The 18,482-nt window shown below is 62.7% G+C and carries 18 protein-coding genes and 2 rRNA genes; 8 read left to right on the top strand and 12 right to left on the bottom strand.

All coding sequences use genetic code 11. The features are described 5' to 3' along the window. Window positions 1–17: 17 nt before the first annotated feature. Together BX604_RS33275 and BX604_RS33270 are read left to right on the top strand one after the other, a co-directional pair. Entirely contained in the window at window positions 18–749 is a 732-nt protein-coding gene (locus BX604_RS33275) for a MotA/TolQ/ExbB proton channel family protein (RefSeq protein WP_098555292.1), read from the top strand. Window positions 750–762: 13 nt separating this feature from the next. Further along, window positions 763–1,191, top strand: a complete 429-nt coding sequence (locus BX604_RS33270; RefSeq protein WP_098555289.1) for an ExbD/TolR family protein — start codon at window positions 763–765, stop codon at window positions 1,189–1,191. A 395-nt stretch (window positions 1,192–1,586) separates the two neighbouring features. On the opposite strand, the gene BX604_RS33265 is transcribed toward BX604_RS33270, so the two are convergent. After that, the gene (locus BX604_RS33265) at window positions 1,587–2,564 is read right to left on the bottom strand and encodes a LysR family transcriptional regulator (RefSeq protein ID WP_098555287.1); all 978 of its coding nucleotides are present in this window, start codon (window positions 2,562–2,564) and stop codon (window positions 1,587–1,589) included. A gap of 122 nt (window positions 2,565–2,686) precedes the next feature. Here BX604_RS33265 and BX604_RS33260 point away from each other — a divergent pair, with 122 nt between their 5' ends. The 3 genes from BX604_RS33260 (at window position 2,687) to hemP (ending at window position 4,523) form a co-directional block, all read left to right on the top strand. After that, a complete protein-coding gene (locus BX604_RS33260; RefSeq protein WP_098555284.1) occupies window positions 2,687–3,559 on the top strand; it encodes a pirin family protein in 873 nt (290 codons plus the stop codon). Between the two features lie 99 nt (window positions 3,560–3,658). Continuing rightward, window positions 3,659–4,141, top strand: coding sequence for an SRPBCC family protein (locus BX604_RS33255; RefSeq protein WP_098555281.1), 483 nt, complete (start codon window positions 3,659–3,661; stop codon window positions 4,139–4,141). 136 nt (window positions 4,142–4,277) lie between these two features. Then, window positions 4,278–4,523 (top strand): hemin uptake protein HemP, encoded by a 246-nt coding sequence (gene hemP, locus BX604_RS33250; protein ID WP_098555278.1) that lies wholly within the window; start codon window positions 4,278–4,280, stop codon window positions 4,521–4,523. Between the two features lie 321 nt (window positions 4,524–4,844). On the opposite strand, the gene BX604_RS33240 is transcribed toward hemP, so the two are convergent. From BX604_RS33240 to uvrB, 5 genes are all read right to left on the bottom strand, one after another. Next, window positions 4,845–6,242, bottom strand: a complete 1,398-nt coding sequence (locus tag BX604_RS33240; RefSeq protein WP_098556524.1) for a 4Fe-4S binding protein — start codon at window positions 6,240–6,242, stop codon at window positions 4,845–4,847. Then, entirely contained in the window at window positions 6,239–7,081 is an 843-nt protein-coding gene (locus BX604_RS33235) for an FTR1 family iron permease (protein WP_098555273.1), read from the bottom strand. The genes BX604_RS33240 and BX604_RS33235 overlap by 4 nt, the downstream gene beginning before the upstream one ends. A 58-nt stretch (window positions 7,082–7,139) precedes the next feature. Beyond that, window positions 7,140–7,472 (bottom strand): cupredoxin domain-containing protein, encoded by a 333-nt coding sequence (locus BX604_RS33230; RefSeq protein ID WP_098555270.1) that lies wholly within the window; start codon window positions 7,470–7,472, stop codon window positions 7,140–7,142. Window positions 7,473–7,527: 55 nt separating this feature from the next. Next, complete coding sequence (locus BX604_RS33225; RefSeq protein ID WP_096508973.1) at window positions 7,528–8,079, bottom strand: iron transporter; 552 nt, start codon at window positions 8,077–8,079, stop codon at window positions 7,528–7,530. 219 nt (window positions 8,080–8,298) lie between these two features. Beyond that, on the bottom strand, window positions 8,299–10,389 hold the full coding sequence (gene uvrB / locus BX604_RS33220; RefSeq protein WP_098555268.1) for an excinuclease ABC subunit UvrB: 2,091 nt from the start codon (window positions 10,387–10,389) through the stop codon (window positions 8,299–8,301). A 249-nt stretch (window positions 10,390–10,638) separates the two neighbouring features. Here uvrB and BX604_RS33215 point away from each other — a divergent pair, with 249 nt between their 5' ends. Continuing rightward, the gene (locus BX604_RS33215; RefSeq protein WP_098555265.1) at window positions 10,639–11,838 is read left to right on the top strand and encodes an amino acid aminotransferase; all 1,200 of its coding nucleotides are present in this window, start codon (window positions 10,639–10,641) and stop codon (window positions 11,836–11,838) included. A 103-nt stretch (window positions 11,839–11,941) separates the two neighbouring features. On the opposite strand, the gene BX604_RS33210 is transcribed toward BX604_RS33215, so the two are convergent. Beyond that, on the bottom strand, window positions 11,942–12,730 hold the full coding sequence (locus tag BX604_RS33210) for a 3-hydroxybutyrate dehydrogenase (RefSeq protein WP_098555262.1): 789 nt from the start codon (window positions 12,728–12,730) through the stop codon (window positions 11,942–11,944). 161 nt (window positions 12,731–12,891) lie between these two features. Between BX604_RS33210 and BX604_RS33205 the strand changes: the two genes are divergently transcribed. Together BX604_RS33205 and BX604_RS33200 are read left to right on the top strand one after the other, a co-directional pair. After that, window positions 12,892–13,863, top strand: a complete 972-nt coding sequence (locus tag BX604_RS33205) for a potassium channel beta subunit family protein (RefSeq protein ID WP_098555260.1) — start codon at window positions 12,892–12,894, stop codon at window positions 13,861–13,863. A 111-nt stretch (window positions 13,864–13,974) separates the two neighbouring features. After that, window positions 13,975–14,820, top strand: coding sequence for a 23S rRNA (adenine(2030)-N(6))-methyltransferase RlmJ (locus BX604_RS33200; protein WP_098555257.1), 846 nt, complete (start codon window positions 13,975–13,977; stop codon window positions 14,818–14,820). Window positions 14,821–14,835: 15 nt separating this feature from the next. Here the strand turns inward: BX604_RS33200 and BX604_RS33195 are convergent, their stop codons facing one another. The 5 genes from BX604_RS33195 to BX604_RS33175 form a co-directional block, all read right to left on the bottom strand. After that, window positions 14,836–15,204, bottom strand: a complete 369-nt coding sequence (locus tag BX604_RS33195) for a hypothetical protein (RefSeq protein ID WP_098556522.1) — start codon at window positions 15,202–15,204, stop codon at window positions 14,836–14,838. A 114-nt stretch (window positions 15,205–15,318) separates the two neighbouring features. Further along, on the bottom strand, window positions 15,319–15,465 hold the full coding sequence (locus tag BX604_RS33190; RefSeq protein ID WP_006478295.1) for a DUF3563 family protein: 147 nt from the start codon (window positions 15,463–15,465) through the stop codon (window positions 15,319–15,321). Window positions 15,466–15,680: 215 nt separating this feature from the next. Further along, entirely contained in the window at window positions 15,681–16,085 is a 405-nt protein-coding gene (cueR, locus tag BX604_RS33185) for a Cu(I)-responsive transcriptional regulator (protein ID WP_098555255.1), read from the bottom strand. Between the two features lie 260 nt (window positions 16,086–16,345). Further along, a 5S ribosomal RNA gene (gene rrf, locus BX604_RS33180) occupies window positions 16,346–16,458 on the bottom strand. 134 nt (window positions 16,459–16,592) lie between these two features. Continuing rightward, window positions 16,593–18,482: ribosomal RNA gene (locus tag BX604_RS33175) — 23S ribosomal RNA — on the bottom strand; the annotation flags it as partial.

The following is an 18,482-nucleotide window of genomic DNA, read 5'->3' as shown; positions in this document are numbered from 1 at the left end:
TCAAAGGAAACAAGAAAATGCAAAGCTACGGTATCGCGCACGTCTGGGCGCAAGGTGATTTCGTCACGCGTGCCATCGCGATCACGCTGCTCGTGATGTCGGTCCTGTCGTGGATCGTGATCATCGTCAAGGGCTGGAACGTGATTCGCCTGAACCGTCTCACGAAGAATGCCGAACAGGCGTTCTGGCATTCCGACGATTTCGACGACGGCATCAAGAAGCTCGGCCTCACCGCATCGACGCCGAGCGACAACCCGTTCCTCGCGCTCGCGCTGTCGGGCAAGGAGGCCGCCGATCACCACCATCAGACGCAACCGCACCTGCACGACCGCATGGACGTGTCGGACTGGGTCACGCGCTGCCTGAAGGACACGATGGACGAAGGCATCTCGCGCATGCAGGCCGGCCTCGCGATTCTCGCGTCGATCGGCAGCACGGCGCCGTTTGTCGGCCTGTTCGGCACGGTCTGGGGCATCTATCATGCGCTGCTCGTGATCGGCGCAACCGGCCAGACGTCGATCGACCAGGTCGCGGGCCCGGTCGGCGAATCGCTGATCATGACGGCCTTCGGCCTGTTCGTCGCGATTCCCGCGGTGCTCGGCTACAACGCCCTGACCCGCGCGAACAAGGGTGTCGTCAGCAAGCTGCGCCGCTTCGCACACGGCCTGCACGCGTACTTCGTGACGGGCGCGAGCCTCGCGTCGTCGTCGACCCGCGACGGCCTGCGTCTCGCGACGCGCGCCAGCTGAGACGGGGTGAACCATGGCAATGAACACCGGTTTCAGCGACGATGACGACGATGGCGTGATGAGCGAGATCAACATGACGCCGCTCGTCGACGTCATGCTCGTACTCCTGATCATTTTCCTCGTGACGATCCCGGCGATGCAGCACGCGGTGAAGATCGACCTGCCGCATGCAAGCAGCCAGCCCGTCGACGAGAAGCCGCAAACGGTCGACGTCGCGATCGAAGGCAACGGCACGCTCCTGTGGAACGACGAGACGGTCACGCGCGAACAATTGCAGGCACACATTGCGGAAGCGGCAAAGCATCAGCCGCAACCGGAGTTGCACCTGCGTGCCGATCGCAAGGTTGCCTATGAGCGTGTCGCCGAAGTGATGTCGGATGCGCAGGCCGGCGGCCTGACGAAACTCGGCTTCGTGACGGAGCCGGCCGCGAAGGCGAAGTAACGCACGCGCATTTCGTGCGTGTGCCGGCCGCCTCGCAGGCCGCACCTCGCCGGCCGCACCTAGCCGGCAGCGCACAAAGTAAAAGGCCTTCATCGCCAGATGAAGGCCTTTTTTCATGCGCACGCGGGCGCCTTCGGGCGGCGGGCTCTTCGGCGGTATCGGTTGCGCCTCGAGCAACGCAAATGCGACTACCGTGGTCTGCACGGATTGCGCGTTCTGCCCTATCTGGCTCGCAATATATGCGGCCACCTGATTCCGCTCAGAACTTCCTTCACGAAATGGGATTTCAATATAGGCCCGCGCGCTCGCGCATTCAAGGCCTCGTCGATTGAAACTTGCGATTGCAGGCGGCGCTTCAATGACAAAACAAATTTGCCACGACGCGCATCTTCCATTCAGGTGGACGAAGCATCGGCCGCCGCCGCTTCCTTCTTCTCGCGCTCGGGGCACCCCGGCTGCTTGTATTCGCCATGGTCGAGCTTCTCGACCAGATAGTCGACGAACGCACGCACGGCCGGCGGCATCCCCTGCCGCGAGACGAACACGGCGTAGAGCTGCGGCACCGGCAGCGTCCAGCCCGGCATCACCGGCGACAGCTGGCCCGCGCGCAGCGCGTTGCCGTACATCATCTCGGGCAGCGCCGCGATGCCGAGCCCGTCGAGCACCGCTTCACGGATCGTCATCAGGTCGGCCGTCACGAGGCGCGGATCGTGCTCGTGCAAGTGACGCGTGCCGTCCGGTGCGATCAGGTTGAATACGTGCCGCCCGTCGACGCTCGGCGTATCGAGCGTCTCGAAGTGCGCCAGATCGTCCGGCACCAGCGGCGGCGCATTCTGATTCAGCAGGCTCGGTGCGCCGACCAGCATCTGCTCGGTACGCCACAGCGGCCGCACGACGATGTTCGCGTTCTGCGGCGGCTCCGAGCGCACGCGCAACGCGACGTCGATCGAATCCTCGAACAGGTCGATCACGCGATTCGTCACACGGATGTGTACCTTCACCTCAGGATAGCGGTGCAGGAATTCAGGGAGGATGCGCGACAGCATCGTCTGCGACAGCGTGACGGGCACGCTGACGCGCACCGACCCGCGCGGCGACGCGCGCAGTTGCTGCACGGCGTTCATCGCGGCCTGGGCTTCGGCGAGCATCGCCTGGCAGTGCTGGTAGAACAGCTCGCCCGCCTCGGTCAGCGCGAGCTTGCGCGTCGAGCGCTGCAGCAGGCGCACGCCGAGCGCCGCCTCGAGTTCGGTCAGGCGCCGCGACAGGCGCGATTTCGAGATACCCAGCACGCGCTCGGCTGCCGAGAACCCGCCATGCTCGACGACCTGCGAAAAGTACATCAGGTCATTCAGGTTGTGTGCATCGATGTTCATGTCATCGTTCCAATTTCAGAACAATCCATTGCGAACCGCCGCAAATCGGACCGTAAAACGCCCAATATAATAGCGCTATGTTTCAAAAATAACGCTATTCCGATGACATCGAGGGCTTCTGCATGACGACCGCTCGCTCGCTTGACCGCACCTACCCCGCCCTTCGCACGACCGAAGGCGGCGGCTTCGTGGTTCACCGTCCGTTTCCGACCCGGCTGCTGATGGATTTCGATCCGTTCCTGCTGCTCGACGAAATGGGTCCCGTCGACTACGCGCCCGGCGAAGCCAAGGGCGCACCCGACCATCCGCATCGCGGCTTCGAGACCGTGACCTACGTGCTCGACGGGCACTTTCAGCATCGCGACTCGGCCGGCCATGCCGGCACGCTCGGGCCCGGCGACGTGCAGTGGATGACCGCCGGCGCCGGCGTCGTGCACAGCGAGATGCCGGACCCGGCGTTCGCCCAGGCAGGCGGACGCTCGCACGGCTTCCAGCTGTGGGTGAACCTGCCGCGGCGCGACAAGCTGATCGCGCCGCGCTACCAGGAGATGTCGGCCGACCGCATCCCGAGCGCCACGTCGCCGGACGGTCGCGCGCACGTCCGCGTGATCGCCGGCGAGGCATTCGGCGTACGCGCGGCGATCGAGACGCACACCCCGATCCTCTACCAGCATTTCACGCTGCAACCGGGCGCATCGGTCTCCCAGCCGGTGCCGGCAGGCTATCGCGTATTCGCCTACCCGCTCGATGGCGCGGGCCGCTACGGGCCCGACAGGCAGCTTGTCGATGCACGGCACATGGTGGTCTACGGCGACGACGGCGACACGGCGACGTTCGAAGCCGGCGACACGCCGCTCGACCTGCTGCTGATCGGCGGCGTACCGCTCAACGAGCCGATCGTCCGCTACGGGCCGTTCGTGATGAATACCGAGGAAGAGATCCGGCAAGCCGTCGTCGACTACCAGACCGGCCGCATGGGACGCATCGAAGCGTGACGCCCGATCGGGGACGCAGGTGCCGCGAAACGGCTCGTTTTGCGTCACAATGACTTCTTGAACCATGTGGCTGTCCGCCACCAGAAGGAACCCGTCCCCTTGAACTTCGAACATCTGATCCAGATCAACTCCGACGATCCGGCCGTGCCGTCCCTCACCCGCGAGCAGCTCTGGGAAGGCCTCGTGCTGCGCGCCGAACAGCCGCAGCTGTTCCTGATCGGCCTCGACAGCTGCGTCGTCCACGAACGAACGGACACGACGCTCGAACGCGAACTGCATTACGGCCATGCGACCGTGCGCGATCGCGTGACGTTCACGCCGAACCAGCAAGTGCGCTACGACATCCACGCAGCGGGCGGCGAAATCGGCGGCTCGTTGACGATGACGATCGAGGAGCGCGACGACCACGAGCTGTTCCTGCGCTTCGAATACCGCACCACGCTGACCGTCACGGACGACAGCGAGGAAGCGCGCCAGACGCACGGCATCGTCAAGGAAGCGTATCGCACGTCGGACATCGACACGGTGCGCCTGATCCGCGAATACGCACAGGGCCGCAAGGACCCGGAACCGCTGCACTGACGCGCCGGGCGGTCGATGGGCCGCCCTTTGACTCAGACTATCAGGTTGGCGATTTCGATCAAGAAAGAGTTTTGTAAATGGGAATAATTATCATTTAGAATTCATTCCATCGTATCGACAGTCACCGATCAACCGAATGACCGACACCACGCGCCCGACCACGCTGACCTTGCGCCGCCCGACCGGCACCGCAGGCGCCAACCGTCAAAAGACGGCAGCGGTCACGACGCCGGCGAAGCCGGCCGCAAGCCGCGATGCAGGCACCCGGGTCCTCAGCAGCGATGCGCTGCTGCAAGGCCACAGCCACATCAGCATCGCGCATAACGGAGAGACTTATCAGCTGCGCGCCACGCGGCTCGGCAAGCTGATCCTGACGAAGTAACGACAGAGTATTGTGGGGACCACCTCCCTGAGAGGTGTTGGGCAGTAGCCAGCGCAACGGCTTGCACGCGAGATCTAGACCCCTTCGTGCAAACACACTCAAGCAGCCGTTGCAGCAAGCCAAGCCACTTTTTTTGGTTCTCGCACAAGGAAGAAAAAAAGCGACACGTCGAAAGACGTGTCGCTTTTTTGTTTGGGCGGCCCGAGCGCGGAAAAACAAGCGGCCCATCCGCCCTGCTGTTTGTTGAGCACTCGGGAGCCGGTGGCAGAACCGCCTCCACCGGCTGCGGCGCGCGACGGCCGCAAGGCCGTCAATGCTGCATCAGAAACCCCAGAACATCAGCCACCACGCACTGTCGATGACGGCGAGGCCGGCCGCGAAACATGCGAATGCAGCCAGTCGGCGCGGCCACGCCGCATAGCGCCCCGTCACTTTCCATGCGAGCCAGGCGCTCCATATATTGGCGCCGATCAGAATCGCGATGCGCACGTCCGTCGCCCAGCCGAGCGGCACGTGTTCGGCCCGCAGCAGCGACAGCGTCGTCGCCGACAGTCCGAGGAACACGCCCGCGCCGGCGATCGGGATCAACGCCTGTGCGAGATGATGGAGACGCACGCGATCGAAGCGGCCGAGCATCAGCGTCGCGCCGGCCAGCAGCACGAGCAGCGCCGTGCCGTACACGAGCCCCGTCCCGACGATGTAGCTGACGATCAGGCCGCCGTCGAGCCACGAAAACACGTCGTTGCGATCCGGGTAATGCGTGAGCAGGAACCACGGCGCATTGGTCTCGAGCGGCCACGTGATGTCGCGATCGATCAGCCAGCCCGCGAGCCACTGCTTGATCTGCACGAACCACGGGCTGACGGTCCAGTGGAACGCGCCGATCGCGACGCCGAGCAGGCCGTACAGGATCAGTGCCGTGTCCCACGGATTCGCCTGCTGCGCGCCAAGGTTCACAACTTCGTCGGACGGCGAGCGCAACGACAGCGAGATCGCATCGCGATGCCCGCTGCAGCGGCCGCACATATGACACGACGCCGCGCCCTTCATGCTGCGCAACGGCACGAGCGGCGCGCAGTTGATCGGAATCACGCGATGGCCGTGTTCGCCGTTCTTGTACGAGCGGCGCCACGCGTCCTCGTCGACCTTGTAGCGCATCGGCGCGAGCCGCGACAGCAGCCCGAACACGCCGTTGACCGGGCACAGGTACTTGCACCATACGCGCTTCTCGCGGCCATACAGCAAGCCGATCACGATCGCGCCGACGGTCGAGCCGCCGAGCACGAACAGTACCGCGAGCGGATACTGGTACACGCTGACCATCTGCCCGTAGATCGTCGTGAGCCCGAACGCGACGAACGGCCAGCCGCCCCACCGCATCCAGCGCGGAATCGCGCGGCCGCGGCCGAACTTGCTCGCATATTCGGTCAGCGCGCCCTCCGGACACAGCACGCCACACCAGACGCGGCCGAGCATCACCATCGACAGCAGCACGAACGGCCACCAGATGCCCCAGAACACGAACTGCGCAATCAGCGTGAGATTGCTCCACAGGTGCGCGGAATCATCCGGCAGCGGCAACACCGCCGGCACGATGATCAGGAACGCATAGACGCCGACGACGACCCACTGGATGCCGCGGATCACCGCGCCGTGGCGCTGCATCCACTGGCCGGCCTGCGCGAGCCAGCCCGGCTTGGCTGCGGCGACAACGCTCATGCCGTGCGGCCCGCGGTAACGGCCGGACGGCGGCTCGCGCGCTTCATCAGCAGCCACACGACCGCCCAGTACACCGCATACGCGATCAGGTTGGTCAGCGCCGGATGTGCGCGGTAGCCCGTCAGCGTGGCGACGAGCGAGCCGAACGTGCTCGAATCATCGAGGATCCCGGACGTATCCCACACCTGCGAAATGCCGAGCGGCAGGATTTCCTTGTCGATCAGCTTGTCAACGCCCGTCTGGAACAGGCCCGCGCCCAGGAACAACAGCATGATTTCGGTCACGCGGAAGAAATGCCGCCAAGAGAAGTACTTGCCGCCGAGCTGCAGCAAATAGAACGTGAGGAACGCGAGGCCCAGGCCGATCACGACCGCAAGCATCTGGCTGCCGTCCACGTGCCCCGACTGGCCGAACCCGAGGCCGTACAGGAAGATCACCGTCTCGCTGCCTTCGCGGGCGATCGCGAGTGCGACCAGCACCCCGACGCCCCACCAGTTCGAATCGCGCGTGCTCTGCTGCAGCGAGTGCTCCATGTCGCGCTTGAGCGTGCGGCCGTGCCGGCGCATCCACAGCACCATCTGCACGATCAGCACGCACGCGATCAGCACCATCGCGGTCTGGAAATAGTCCTGCGCATCGCCGGACAGTACTTCGGTAAAGCCGACGAGCGCGGCGCCGAGGCCGACGGCCATCAGCAAGCCGAGCGCGACACCGGTCCACAGATAAGGCAGGCCGCGACGCGCATCGTCGTCGCCGTTCTTCAGCCATGCATAGAGGATGCCGACGACGAGCAGCGCTTCGACGCTCTCCCGCCAGACGATGAACAAGATCTGACCCATTGAATCCTCCTGACGTGCGGGGCAAGGCACTCGTGCGTCCGCACGCAGATAAAACGCGTTACTTCGCGACGATCACGCCCTGTGCCTGCTGGTGAAAATCGTCGAAAAACTTGTATTCGCCCGGCGACAGCGGGGCGACGACCACGAACGAATCGGCGCCCGGCGCAAGCACCTTCTCCTTGCGCAACTGCACGCTCTCGAATTCGGCGGCACCCTTGCCGGTATTCTTGATCTCGATCTTGAAGCGCTGGCCTGCCGGCACTTCGATGCGGGCGGGGTTCAGCTTGCCGTCCGTCATCTCGAGCTTGAACGTCGGCAGATCGGCGGCATGCGCCGCGCCGGCGAGCCACAGCACGGCGGCTGCGGCGGCGATTTTCTGGGGAAATTTCATTCTGGGTTCTCTACGCCGACGGCGCGCCTGGGCGCGCCGTCCGTGATGCCACCGATCAGTACCCGCCCTTCTTGCCGATGCCGGCGAACGGGAAGTCGTATTCGAGGGTGATGGGCTTGAACCACGGGCCCACGCCCGTTTCCTTGTCGACGTGGCGGCCAAACGCCATGTGGCCCGATTGCATCGGCGGCTTGACGGTCATCGTCAGGTGGTACTTGCCGGGGCCGGCCAGCTTCACGTTGTCGCCATAGTGCGGGCCGTCGCTCGCCACCATCGCCATCAGGTCGCCTTCGGCCTTCCACTTCGTGTCGCCCTGCTTCGTCAGCTTGTACGTGACCTGCAGGTACGGCATCCAGTCGCCTTCCGCGAAACCCGTCGGGTTGTTCTTGACCGCGTGGATATCGGCCTCGAGGTGGACGTCGGAATCCGACGCCTTGCGCATCATCCCTTCCGGATCCATCGTGATCGGCTGCAGGTACACCGCGCCGATTTCCATGCCGCCCTGGATCTGCTGCTTGCCGATCGGATATTCGGCCGCCGAGGCCGACATCGCGGCAAGCGCCGCCGCTACCGCAACCGACGTGCGGATGAACGAAGAACCCAACATGGACACTCCTTGTTATTTGTCTGACGACCTGCACGCCGCCCTCCCGGACGCCGCACTGAAAACACTAACGCAACGAAGAACGTTAATGCGAACTATTCTCAATACTTGTGGAGTTTAGCACTGAACGGCTTCCGGAACAAACGGGGCCCCGCGTAAACCCCTGATCTCATAAGGCTTACAACAGCGTTACCGGAAGGCTTCGGTGATGTTTGGAAAGATTTACCGGCCGCCGCTGACGTGGTCGCCCACGTTCGCGCCAAATACGCGTTCGCGCAGCAGCGCAAGCTGGTCGCGGGTGGCCGCAGCCTTCTCGAACTCCAGGTTCTTCGCGTAATCGGCCATCTGCTTTTCGAGGCGCTTGATTTCCTTCGCGATCTGCTTTTCCGACATGTCCTCGAATTTCGCGCGCTGCTGCGCTTCCTTCAGCTCCGCCCGCGCGTCGTCGGCGTTGTAGACGCCGTCGATGATGTCCTTGATGCGCTTCACCACGCCGCGCGGCGTGATCCCCATCTTCTCGTTGTGCGCGATCTGCTTCGCACGACGCCGCTCGGTTTCGCCGATCGCGCGCTTCATCGACTCGGTCATGTTGTCGGCATACAGAATCGCCTTGCCGTTCACGTTGCGGGCCGCCCGGCCGATCGTCTGGATCAGCGAGCGCTCGGCGCGCAGGAAGCCTTCCTTGTCCGCGTCGAGGATCGCGACGAGCGACACTTCGGGAATGTCGAGGCCTTCGCGCAGCAGGTTGATCCCGACCAGCACGTCGAACGTGCCGAGCCGCAGGTCGCGGATGATCTCGACCCGCTCCACCGTGTCGATGTCGCTGTGCAGGTAGCGCACCTTGACGCCGTGGTCGGCCAGGAACTCGGTGAGCTGCTCGGCCATCCGCTTCGTCAGCGTCGTGATCAGCACACGCTCGCCGGCGTTCACGCGCGCGTTGATCTCGGTCAGCACGTCGTCGACCTGCGAGCTCGCCGGCCGCACTTCGATTTCCGGATCGACGAGCCCGGTCGGCCGCACCACCTGCTCGGCGATCTGCCCCGTCACGCGCTGTTCGTAGTCGGCCGGCGTCGCCGACACGAACACCACCTGGCGCATCTTGCGCTCGAACTCCGGGAACTTGAGCGGCCGGTTGTCCAGTGCGGACGGCAGCCGGAAGCCGTAGTTGACGAGGTTCTCCTTGCGCGCGCGGTCGCCGTTGTACATCCCGTTCAACTGGCCGATCAGCACGTGCGATTCGTCGAGCAGCATCAACGCGTCGGGCGGCAGGTAGTCGACGAGGGTCGGCGGCGGATCGCCGGGCGCCGCGCCCGAGAAATGCCGCGAATAGTTCTCGATGCCCTTGCAGAAGCCGAGTTCCTGCAGCATCTCGAGGTCGAAGCGCGTGCGCTGTTCGAGGCGCTGCGCCTCGACGAGCTTGCCGTCGCGGTGGAAGAACTCGAGGCGCTCGCGCAATTCGTCCTTGATCGTCTCGACCGCGCGCATCACGGTGTCGCGCGGCGTTACGTAGTGCGACGACGGATAGACGGTGAAGCGCGGAATCTTCTGCCGCACGCGCCCGGTCAGCGGGTCGAACAGTTGCAGCGTCTCGACCTCGTCGTCGAACAGCTCGACGCGCACGGCCATCTCCGCGTGTTCGGCCGGGAAGATGTCGATCGTGTCGCCGCGCACGCGGAACGTGCCGCGCTGGAAGTCCTGTTCGTTGCGCGAGTACTGCATCGCGATCAGCCGCGCGATCACGTCGCGCTGGCCGAGCTTGTCGCCCGTGCGCAGCGTCAGGATCATCTGGTGGTACTCGGACGGGTTGCCGATACCGTAGATCGCGGACACCGTCGCAACGATCACCACGTCGCGACGCTCCATCAGGCTCTTCGTCGCCGACAGCCGCATCTGCTCGATGTGCTCGTTGATCGACGAGTCCTTCTCGATGAACAGGTCGCGCTGCGGCACGTACGCTTCCGGCTGGTAATAGTCGTAGTACGAGACGAAATATTCGACCGCGTTGCGCGGGAAGAACTCGCGGAATTCCGCGTAGAGCTGCGCCGCGAGCGTCTTGTTCGGCGCGAACACGATCGCCGGGCGGCCGAGCCGCGCGATCGTGTTGGCCATCGTGAAGGTCTTGCCCGAGCCGGTCACGCCGAGCAACGTCTGGAATGCAAGGCCGTCGCCGACGCCTTCGACGAGCGTTTCGATCGCGGTCGGCTGGTCGCCTGCGGGCGGATACGGTTGATACAGCTGGAATGGCGACCCTTCGAAGGTCACGAATTTCGATTCGTCGAGCGCGTCGCCGACTTCGGCGTGATGTTCGGACATGGAGTGCGGCCGGAGCGAGGGCAAAAAAACTATTCTAGCGCTTCGCGGCTGGACGGACCGCTGACGGCTACTGACGCACGGCCGTCGTCCGGAATCGCGATTTGCCGCGCAATCACCGCCCCGCGCATCGTGAATTCGCTACAATATCAGGCTGCTGCGCTTTCCGGCGCCGTGCCGTTGGCGCGCGGTCCGCTGCGCCCGCCCCGCCGGCTGAAAGCCTGACCCTCTTTTCACTACTGCCGAATCATCATGTCGCTCTTCTCCGCTGTCCAGCTTGCTCCCCGCGACCCGATCCTGGGCCTGAACGAAGCTTTCAACGCCGACGCGCGTCCGACCAAGGTCAACCTCGGCGTCGGCGTGTACACGAACGAAGAAGGCAAGATCCCGCTGCTGCGCGCCGTGCGCGAAGCGGAGAAGGCACGTGTCGACGCCGGTCTGCCGCGCGGCTACCTGCCGATCGACGGGATCGCCGCCTACGATGCAGCCGTGCAGAAGCTGCTGCTCGGCAACGATTCGCCGCTGATCGCCGCAGGCCGCGTGGTCACGGCGCAGGCACTGGGCGGCACGGGCGCGCTGAAGATCGGCGCCGATTTCCTGCGCACCGTGAACCCGAACGCGAAGGTCGCGATCAGCGATCCGAGCTGGGAAAACCACCGCGCGCTGTTCGAAGCGGCCGGCTTCGAAGTCGTCGCCTACCCGTATTACGACGCCGCGACCAACGGCGTGAACTTCGAAGGCATGCTGTCGGCACTGAACGGCTACGCAGCCGGCACGATCGTCGTGCTGCACGCGTGCTGCCACAACCCGACCGGCGTGGACCTGACCGAAGCGCAATGGCAGCAAGTCGTCGACGTCGTGAAGGCACGCAACCTCGTGCCGTTCCTCGACATTGCCTATCAGGGCTTCGGCGAGAACGTCGAGGCTGACGCCGCTGCCGTGCGTCTGTTTGCCGCGGCCGACCTGAATGCATTCGTGTCGTCGTCGTTCTCGAAGTCGTTCTCGCTGTACGGCGAACGCGTCGGCGCGCTGTCGATCATCACGTCGAGCAAGGAAGAGGCGACGCGCGTGCTGTCGCAACTGAAGCGCGTGATTCGCACGAACTACTCGAACCCGCCGACCCACGGTGGCGCAGTCGTCGCAGCCGTGCTGGCATCGCCGGAACTGCACGCTTCGTGGGTGCAGGAACTCGGCGAAATGCGCGACCGTATCCGCTCGATGCGCAACGGCCTCGTCGAGCGCCTGAAGGCAAGCGGCGTCGATCGCGACTTCAGCTTCATCAACGCGCAGCGCGGGATGTTCTCGTATTCGGGCCTGACCTCGGCGCAAGTCGATCGCCTGCGCGAAGAGTTTGGCATCTACGCAGTCGGCACCGGCCGCATCTGCGTCGCAGCGCTGAACACGCGCAACCTCGACGCCGTCGCCAACGCCGTCGCAGCTGTCCTGAAGTAAATCGGTATCGAAAGGCGGCCGCCGTCACCGGGCCGCCCTGTCGAAATAAAAAACGCGCTCCCCGGAGCGCGTTTTTTTACGCCGGCCGGCTTGTCGGCATGCGTTACTGCATGAACCAGCCGTGGCTGACGACGAACGACTGGCCGGTGAGCGCAGCGCTCGGGAATGCCGACAGGAACAGCACCGTCTGTGCAACGTCCTGCACCGTCGTGAACACGCCGTCGACCGTGTTGCCGAGCATCACCTTCTTGATCACGTCCTCTTCGCTGATCCCCAACTCCTTCGCCTGCTCCGGAATCTGCTTGTCGACCAGCGGCGTACGCACGAAGCCCGGACACACCACGTGCGAGCGCACGTTGTGCTTCGCGCCTTCCTTCGCCAGCACGCGTGCCAGGCCAAGCAGGCCGTGCTTGGCCGTCACGTACGCCGACTTCAGCGGCGACGCTTCGTGCGAGTGCACCGAACCCATGTAGATCACGACGCCGCCGCGATCGTCCTTGTACATGTGCTTGAGCGAGGCCTTGGTCGTCAGGAACGCGCCGTCGACGTGGATCGCCTGCATCTTCTTCCAGTCGGAGAACGAGTAGTTCTCGATCGGGTTGACGATCTGGATGCCGGCGTTCGACACGAGGATGTCGATCGAGCCGAACGCTTCGGCCACCTTGTCGATGCCGCTGTTGACCGCGTCCTCGTTGGTCACGTCCATCGCGACGCCGATTGCCTTGCCGCCTGCCTTGTTGATCTCGTCGGCAACCGCGTTCGCGCCGTCCTGGTTCAGGTCGGCGATCGCGACGGCCGCGCCCGCTTTCGCGAGTTCGAGCGCGATTTCCTTGCCGATGCCGCTTGCGGCGCCCGTGACGACTGCGGTCTTGCCGCTCAGATCTGCTGCCATGTCCGTCTCCTTCCGTTATCGGATCCAAAAAGCGCGCCCGTGCGTCCGCTTTCGTCGCGCGGTCATGCACGCGGGCCAGCCGCTATTGTGCACGATCGGCCCCGCCGTTCGCGCGCAAAACGTCTAAGCTTAAGGTCGGTTTCGGATCGCGGGAGATTCACATGCACTATCGACGACTAGGCCGCTCCGGCCTGCAGGTCAGCGCACTTTCGCTCGGTTCGTGGGTCACGTACGGCAATCAGGTCGACCAGCGGGTCGCCCGCGAGTGCCTCGCGGCGGCCCGCGATGCCGGCGTCAATTTCTTCGACAACGCGGAGGTCTACGCGGGCGGAAAGTCGGAGGAAATCATGGGGCAGGCCCTGAAGTCGCTCGGCTGGCCGCGTATCAGCTATCTGGTATCGACGAAGTTCTTCTGGGGACTCGCGGAAGCGCCGAACCAGTACCACACGCTCAACCGGAAATATCTGCTGAACGCCATCGACGGCTCGCTGCATCGGCTGCAGCTCGACTACGTCGACCTCGCCTATTGCCATCGCCCGGATCCGAACACGCCGATCGAGGAAACCGTCTGGGCGATGAGCGACATGATCGTGCGCGGCAAGGCACTGTACTGGGGCACGTCCGAATGGAGCGCCGACGAGATTCGCGCCGCATACGAAATTGCCGAACGGCATCATCTGCACAAGCCGGTCGTCGAGCAGCCGCAGTACAACCTGTTCCACCGTACCCGGGTCGAACAGGAATATGCGCGACTCTACGACGACTACGGCATGGGTCTCACGACCTGGAGCCCGCTGGCATCGGGGTTGCTCACCGGCAAGTACCGCAACGGCGTGCCACCCGACAGCCGCGCGCAACTGCAAGGCTACGACTGGCTCCGCGACCGGCTGACGGATCCGGCCAGCAACGAAGTCGTCGAGCGGCTCGGCGAGATCGCGGCCGAACTCGGCTGCAGCACCGGCCAGCTCGCCATCGCATGGGTGCTCGCTAATCCGCGCGTAAGCTCGGTGATTACGGGCGCATCGCGGCTCGAACAGATCGGCGACAACATGCGCGCGCTCGACGTCGTCGCAAAGCTGACGCCGGAGGTCAAGCAACGCATCGAGGAGGTAGTCGGCGACGCATACGAATAAGGCGACTCACGGCCACTCGCGTACAATACGCGGCCCATCGGCGCCCGGCGCATCAGCCGCGCGCGATCGTCCGTTTTCATCGTTTCATCTTTTCGTTCCAGGCAGCCAGCCATGCTCAGTTATCGTCACGGTTTTCACGCAGGCAATCACGCGGACGTGCTCAAGCACGCCGTCGTCGTCCAGCTGCTGCGCTACCTGAACAAGAAGGACAAGTCGTACTGGTACATCGATACGCACGCCGGCGCCGGCGTGTACTCGCTGCGCGATGGCTACGCCGCCAAGACCGCTGAATTCGATACCGGCATCGGCCCGCTGTGGAACGACAAGAACCTGCCTGAAGCGCTGGGCGATTACATCGACGAAGTGCGCGCGCTGAACGACGACGGCGAGCTGCAGTTCTATCCGGGCTCCCCGTATCTTGCCTGGCGATCCATGCGCGAGCAGGACCGGATGCGTCTGTTCGAAATGCACACGACGGAAATCGACGTGCTGCGTCACAACTTTCGCGATGCGGGGCGACGCGCGATGATCTTCGCCGGCGACGGCTTCGAGGGTATCAAGGCATTGCTGCCGCCGGCGCCGCGCCGCGCGCTCGTGCTGATCGATCCGTCCTACGAGGACAAGAAGGACTATGCGCGGACCATCACGTGCGTCACGGAATGCCTGAAGCGCTTCGCGACGGGTTGCTACGCGATCTGGTATCCGCAGGTCGCGCGAGTGGAGTCGCAGCGCTTTCCGGAACAACTGAAGCGTCTGCAGCCGAACAACTGGCTGCACCTGACGTTGACGGTATCGAACCCGCCTGAGGACGGACTGGGCCTCTATGGCAGCGGAATGTTCATCCTGAACCCGCCCTACACCCTCGCGCAGAGCATGAACGAAGCGCTGCCCTACCTCGTGGAACGACTCGGGCAGGATAGCGGCGCGCGGTGCCAGATCGAGCAACGCGGCAACTGAGCGGGCCGGCCGCAGTTAGGGCTGCGGTCGCGGCGTGGGGCGTGGCTGATTGGCCGGTGACGTTCCCCAGCCGGGGACATTGATATACGGCGCGACGAACAGCGGAACCGACGCATTCGGCGTCTGCCCGGCCGGCGTTCGCATGCCCGCCGGTTCGACGATCGGCTCGGACGACAGCGGCGCGGTTTGCAACACCAGGCCTCCCTTGCCGTCCTGAATGCCGTGTTGCGTGTCGAGAATCAGCGGCCTGGATGCGGTCGCGGCACCCGCCGCGACGCAGTGGACGAGCACCGCAACGCCCAGAGCGAGGCGCGTACGGGGAACGGAACGCACATCGAGACGCAAGCGCATGGTCGTATTCTTCCGGTTCAAAAGCAGGTCCATACCATAGCGCTGCAGCACCGATTTCACCAGATCCGACGCACAAAAAAACAAAGCCCCGTCAATACGGGGCTTGCTTTTCGCTCGGTGCCACACGGCACCTGACGGGGACTCCGATTACAGCGAGTAGCCGTTGGTTTCGAGCGAGCGGATACGGCTCTCGAGCTGGACGATGTCCGACGACGTGGCGAGGTAAGCCTCACGGCGCTCACGCTCTGCGGATTCGAACCAGTTGCTCAGCTTTTCAACGATGTAGGCGATCATGACGTTCTCCAAGGAAGGGGGGACCCCTGGCGAATCGAGATTCAGGGATTTCCCGTATAGGGTTATCCCGAATTATAGCGATGCTGCACCAAGATGCTAGTGAAATACTTGCATGGAAACCATTCCTATTCGGAATGGATTTTGAAGCATCACATCCAACTCATTGATTTTTATAGAGATTGACTTGACGCCCAGTTTGGCCTCGAGGGCATGCACTAATCTGGCTCACCGACCGGATCCGCCAAACGCGCCAAAATCGGGCATTCCGGGCGTCCGTCACCATGGCAGTGCGCGGCCAGGTCGGCCAGCGTGTTGCGCATGGCGCTCAATTCCGCGATTCGCTTGTCGAGTTCGGCCACGTGCTCGAGGGCGATCGACTTCACTTCGGCGCTCGCTCGGGAGCGGTCTTGCCAGAGCATCAGCAGCTTGCGGATATCCTCGACAAGGAAGCCGAGCCGTCGCGCCTGACGAATGAAGCGCAGGATATGGACTTCGTCCGGACCGTAGATCCGGTATCCGGCGTCGCTACGCTTGCTCGGCGCCAGCAGGCCGACTTGTTCGTAGTACCGGATCATTTTTGCACTGACGCCGGATTCCCGTGACGCGTCACCGATATTCATTGCCCCGCCCTCTCCATCAAGCCCAGCTTCGAACGCGAATGCCGGCACGGACGTGCCGACGACGACACTTCGATCGTATCAAATCGCGTCGTTTCGTTCCGGGATGGGCATGGGCATGGGCATGGGTTGGCAGGATCGACCATAGGTCAGCACTCTGCGAAGCGGCTTGGAGACATTGGGCGCTCGGATCGCTCACCTGCGTTTCCGCCGCTCCAATGCAAAAACCCCCGCCTTTCGGGCGGGGGTTCTCGGCTTAGGGAGCCTGACGATTACCTACTTTCACACGGGAATCCGCACTATCATCGGCGTAGAGTCGTTTCACGGTCCTGTTCGGGATGGGAAGGGGTGGGACCGACTCGCTATGGTCATCAGGCAAAGAGGGTTGTTGCGCTGGCTTCGCAGCACAACCAATCTTGGAAGAAGCAGTAATTTTTTGAGTTGTGTGTATCGCACACACGAGAATCCAACCCGTCCGACGCGCTATCCAGCGCGAAACAGACTTGTTATAGGATCAAGCCTTACGGGCAATTAGTATCAGTTAGCTGAACGCATTACTGCGCTTACACACCTGACCTATCAACGTCCTGGTCTCGAACGACCCTTCAAGGGGATCTAGTCCCCAGGGATATCTCATCTTAAGGCGAGTTTCCCGCTTAGATGCTTTCAGCGGTTATCTCTTCCGAACATAGCTACCCGGCGATGCCACTGGCGTGACAACCGGTACACCAGAGGTTCGTCCACTCCGGTCCTCTCGTACTAGGAGCAGCCCCCTTCAAATATCCAACGCCCACGGCAGATAGGGACCAAACTGTCTCACGACGTTTTAAACCCAGCTCACGTACCTCTTTAAATGGCGAACAGCCATACCCTTGGGACCGGCTACAGCCCCAGGATGAGATGAGCCGACATCGAGGTGCCAAACACCGCCGTCGATATGAACTCTTGGGCGGTATCAGCCTGTTATCCCCAGAGTACCTTTTATCCGTTGAGCGATGGCCCTTCCATACAGAACCACCGGATCACTATGACCTGCTTTCGCACCTGCTCGACTTGTCGGTCTCGCAGTTAAGCACGCTTATGCCATTGCACTATCAGCACGATTTCCGACCGTACCTAGCGTACCTTCGTACTCCTCCGTTACGCTTTGGGAGGAGACCGCCCCAGTCAAACTGCCTACCATGCACTGTCCCCGACCCGGATCACGGGCCAAGGTTAGAACCTCAAACAAACCAGGGTGGTATTTCAAGGACGGCTCCACCGAAACTAGCGTTCCGGTTTCATAGCCTCCCACCTATCCTACACAGATCGGTTCAAAGTCCAATGCAAAGCTACAGTAAAGGTTCATGGGGTCTTTCCGTCTAGCCGCGGGTAGATTGCATCATCACAAACACTTCAACTTCGCTGAGTCTCGGGAGGAGACAGTGTGGCCATCGTTACGCCATTCGTGCAGGTCGGAACTTACCCGACAAGGAATTTCGCTACCTTAGGACCGTTATAGTTACGGCCGCCGTTTACCGGGACTTCAATCAAGAGCTTGCACCCCATCATTTAATCTTCCGGCACCGGGCAGGCGTCACACCCTATACGTCCACTTTCGTGTTTGCAGAGTGCTGTGTTTTTATTAAACAGTCGCAGCCACCAGTTTATTGCAACCCCTTCACCCTTTGCCCGCAGGGGCATCAAGCTACAAGGGCGTACCTTATCCCGAAGTTACGGTACCAATTTGCCGAGTTCCTTCTCCCGAGTTCTCTCAAGCGCCTTAGAATACTCATCTCGCCCACCTGTGTCGGTTTGCGGTACGGTCATCGTTAGACTGAAGCTTAGAGGCTTTTCTTGGAACCACTTCCAATTGCTTCGCTCCCTAAGGAGCTCGCGCCACACCCTTGAATCCTGCGCCCGGATTTGCCTAAGCGCCTTCTCCAATGCAGCGACCGGGACTTCCAACACCCGGACAACCTTCCGCGATCCGTCCCCCCATCGCATCTAACAATGGTGCAGGAATATTGACCTGCTTCCCATCAGCTACGCATTTCTGCCTCGCCTTAGGGGCCGACTCACCCTACGCCGATGAACGTTGCGTAGGAAACCTTGGGCTTACGGCGAGGGGGCCTTTCACCCCCTTTATCGCTACTCATGTCAGCATTCGCACTTCTGATACCTCCAGCATCCCTTCCGAGACACCTTCGCAGGCTTACAGAACGCTCTCCTACCATGCGTGCAAAGCACGCATCCGCAGCTTCGGTATATAGCTTAGCCCCGTTACATCTTCCGCGCAGGACGACTCGATCAGTGAGCTATTACGCTTTCTTTAAAGGTGGCTGCTTCTAAGCCAACCTCCTGACTGTTTTAGCCTTCCCACTTCGTTTCCCACTTAGCTATATTTGGGGACCTTAGCTG

Source organism: Burkholderia sp. JKS000303 (assembly GCF_002563755.1).
GTDB classification, from domain to species: Bacteria; Pseudomonadota; Gammaproteobacteria; order Burkholderiales; family Burkholderiaceae; genus Burkholderia; species Burkholderia anthina_B.
The sequence above is the reverse complement of the archived record's forward strand: the minus strand, read 5'-3'. Positions and strand labels throughout refer to the sequence as shown.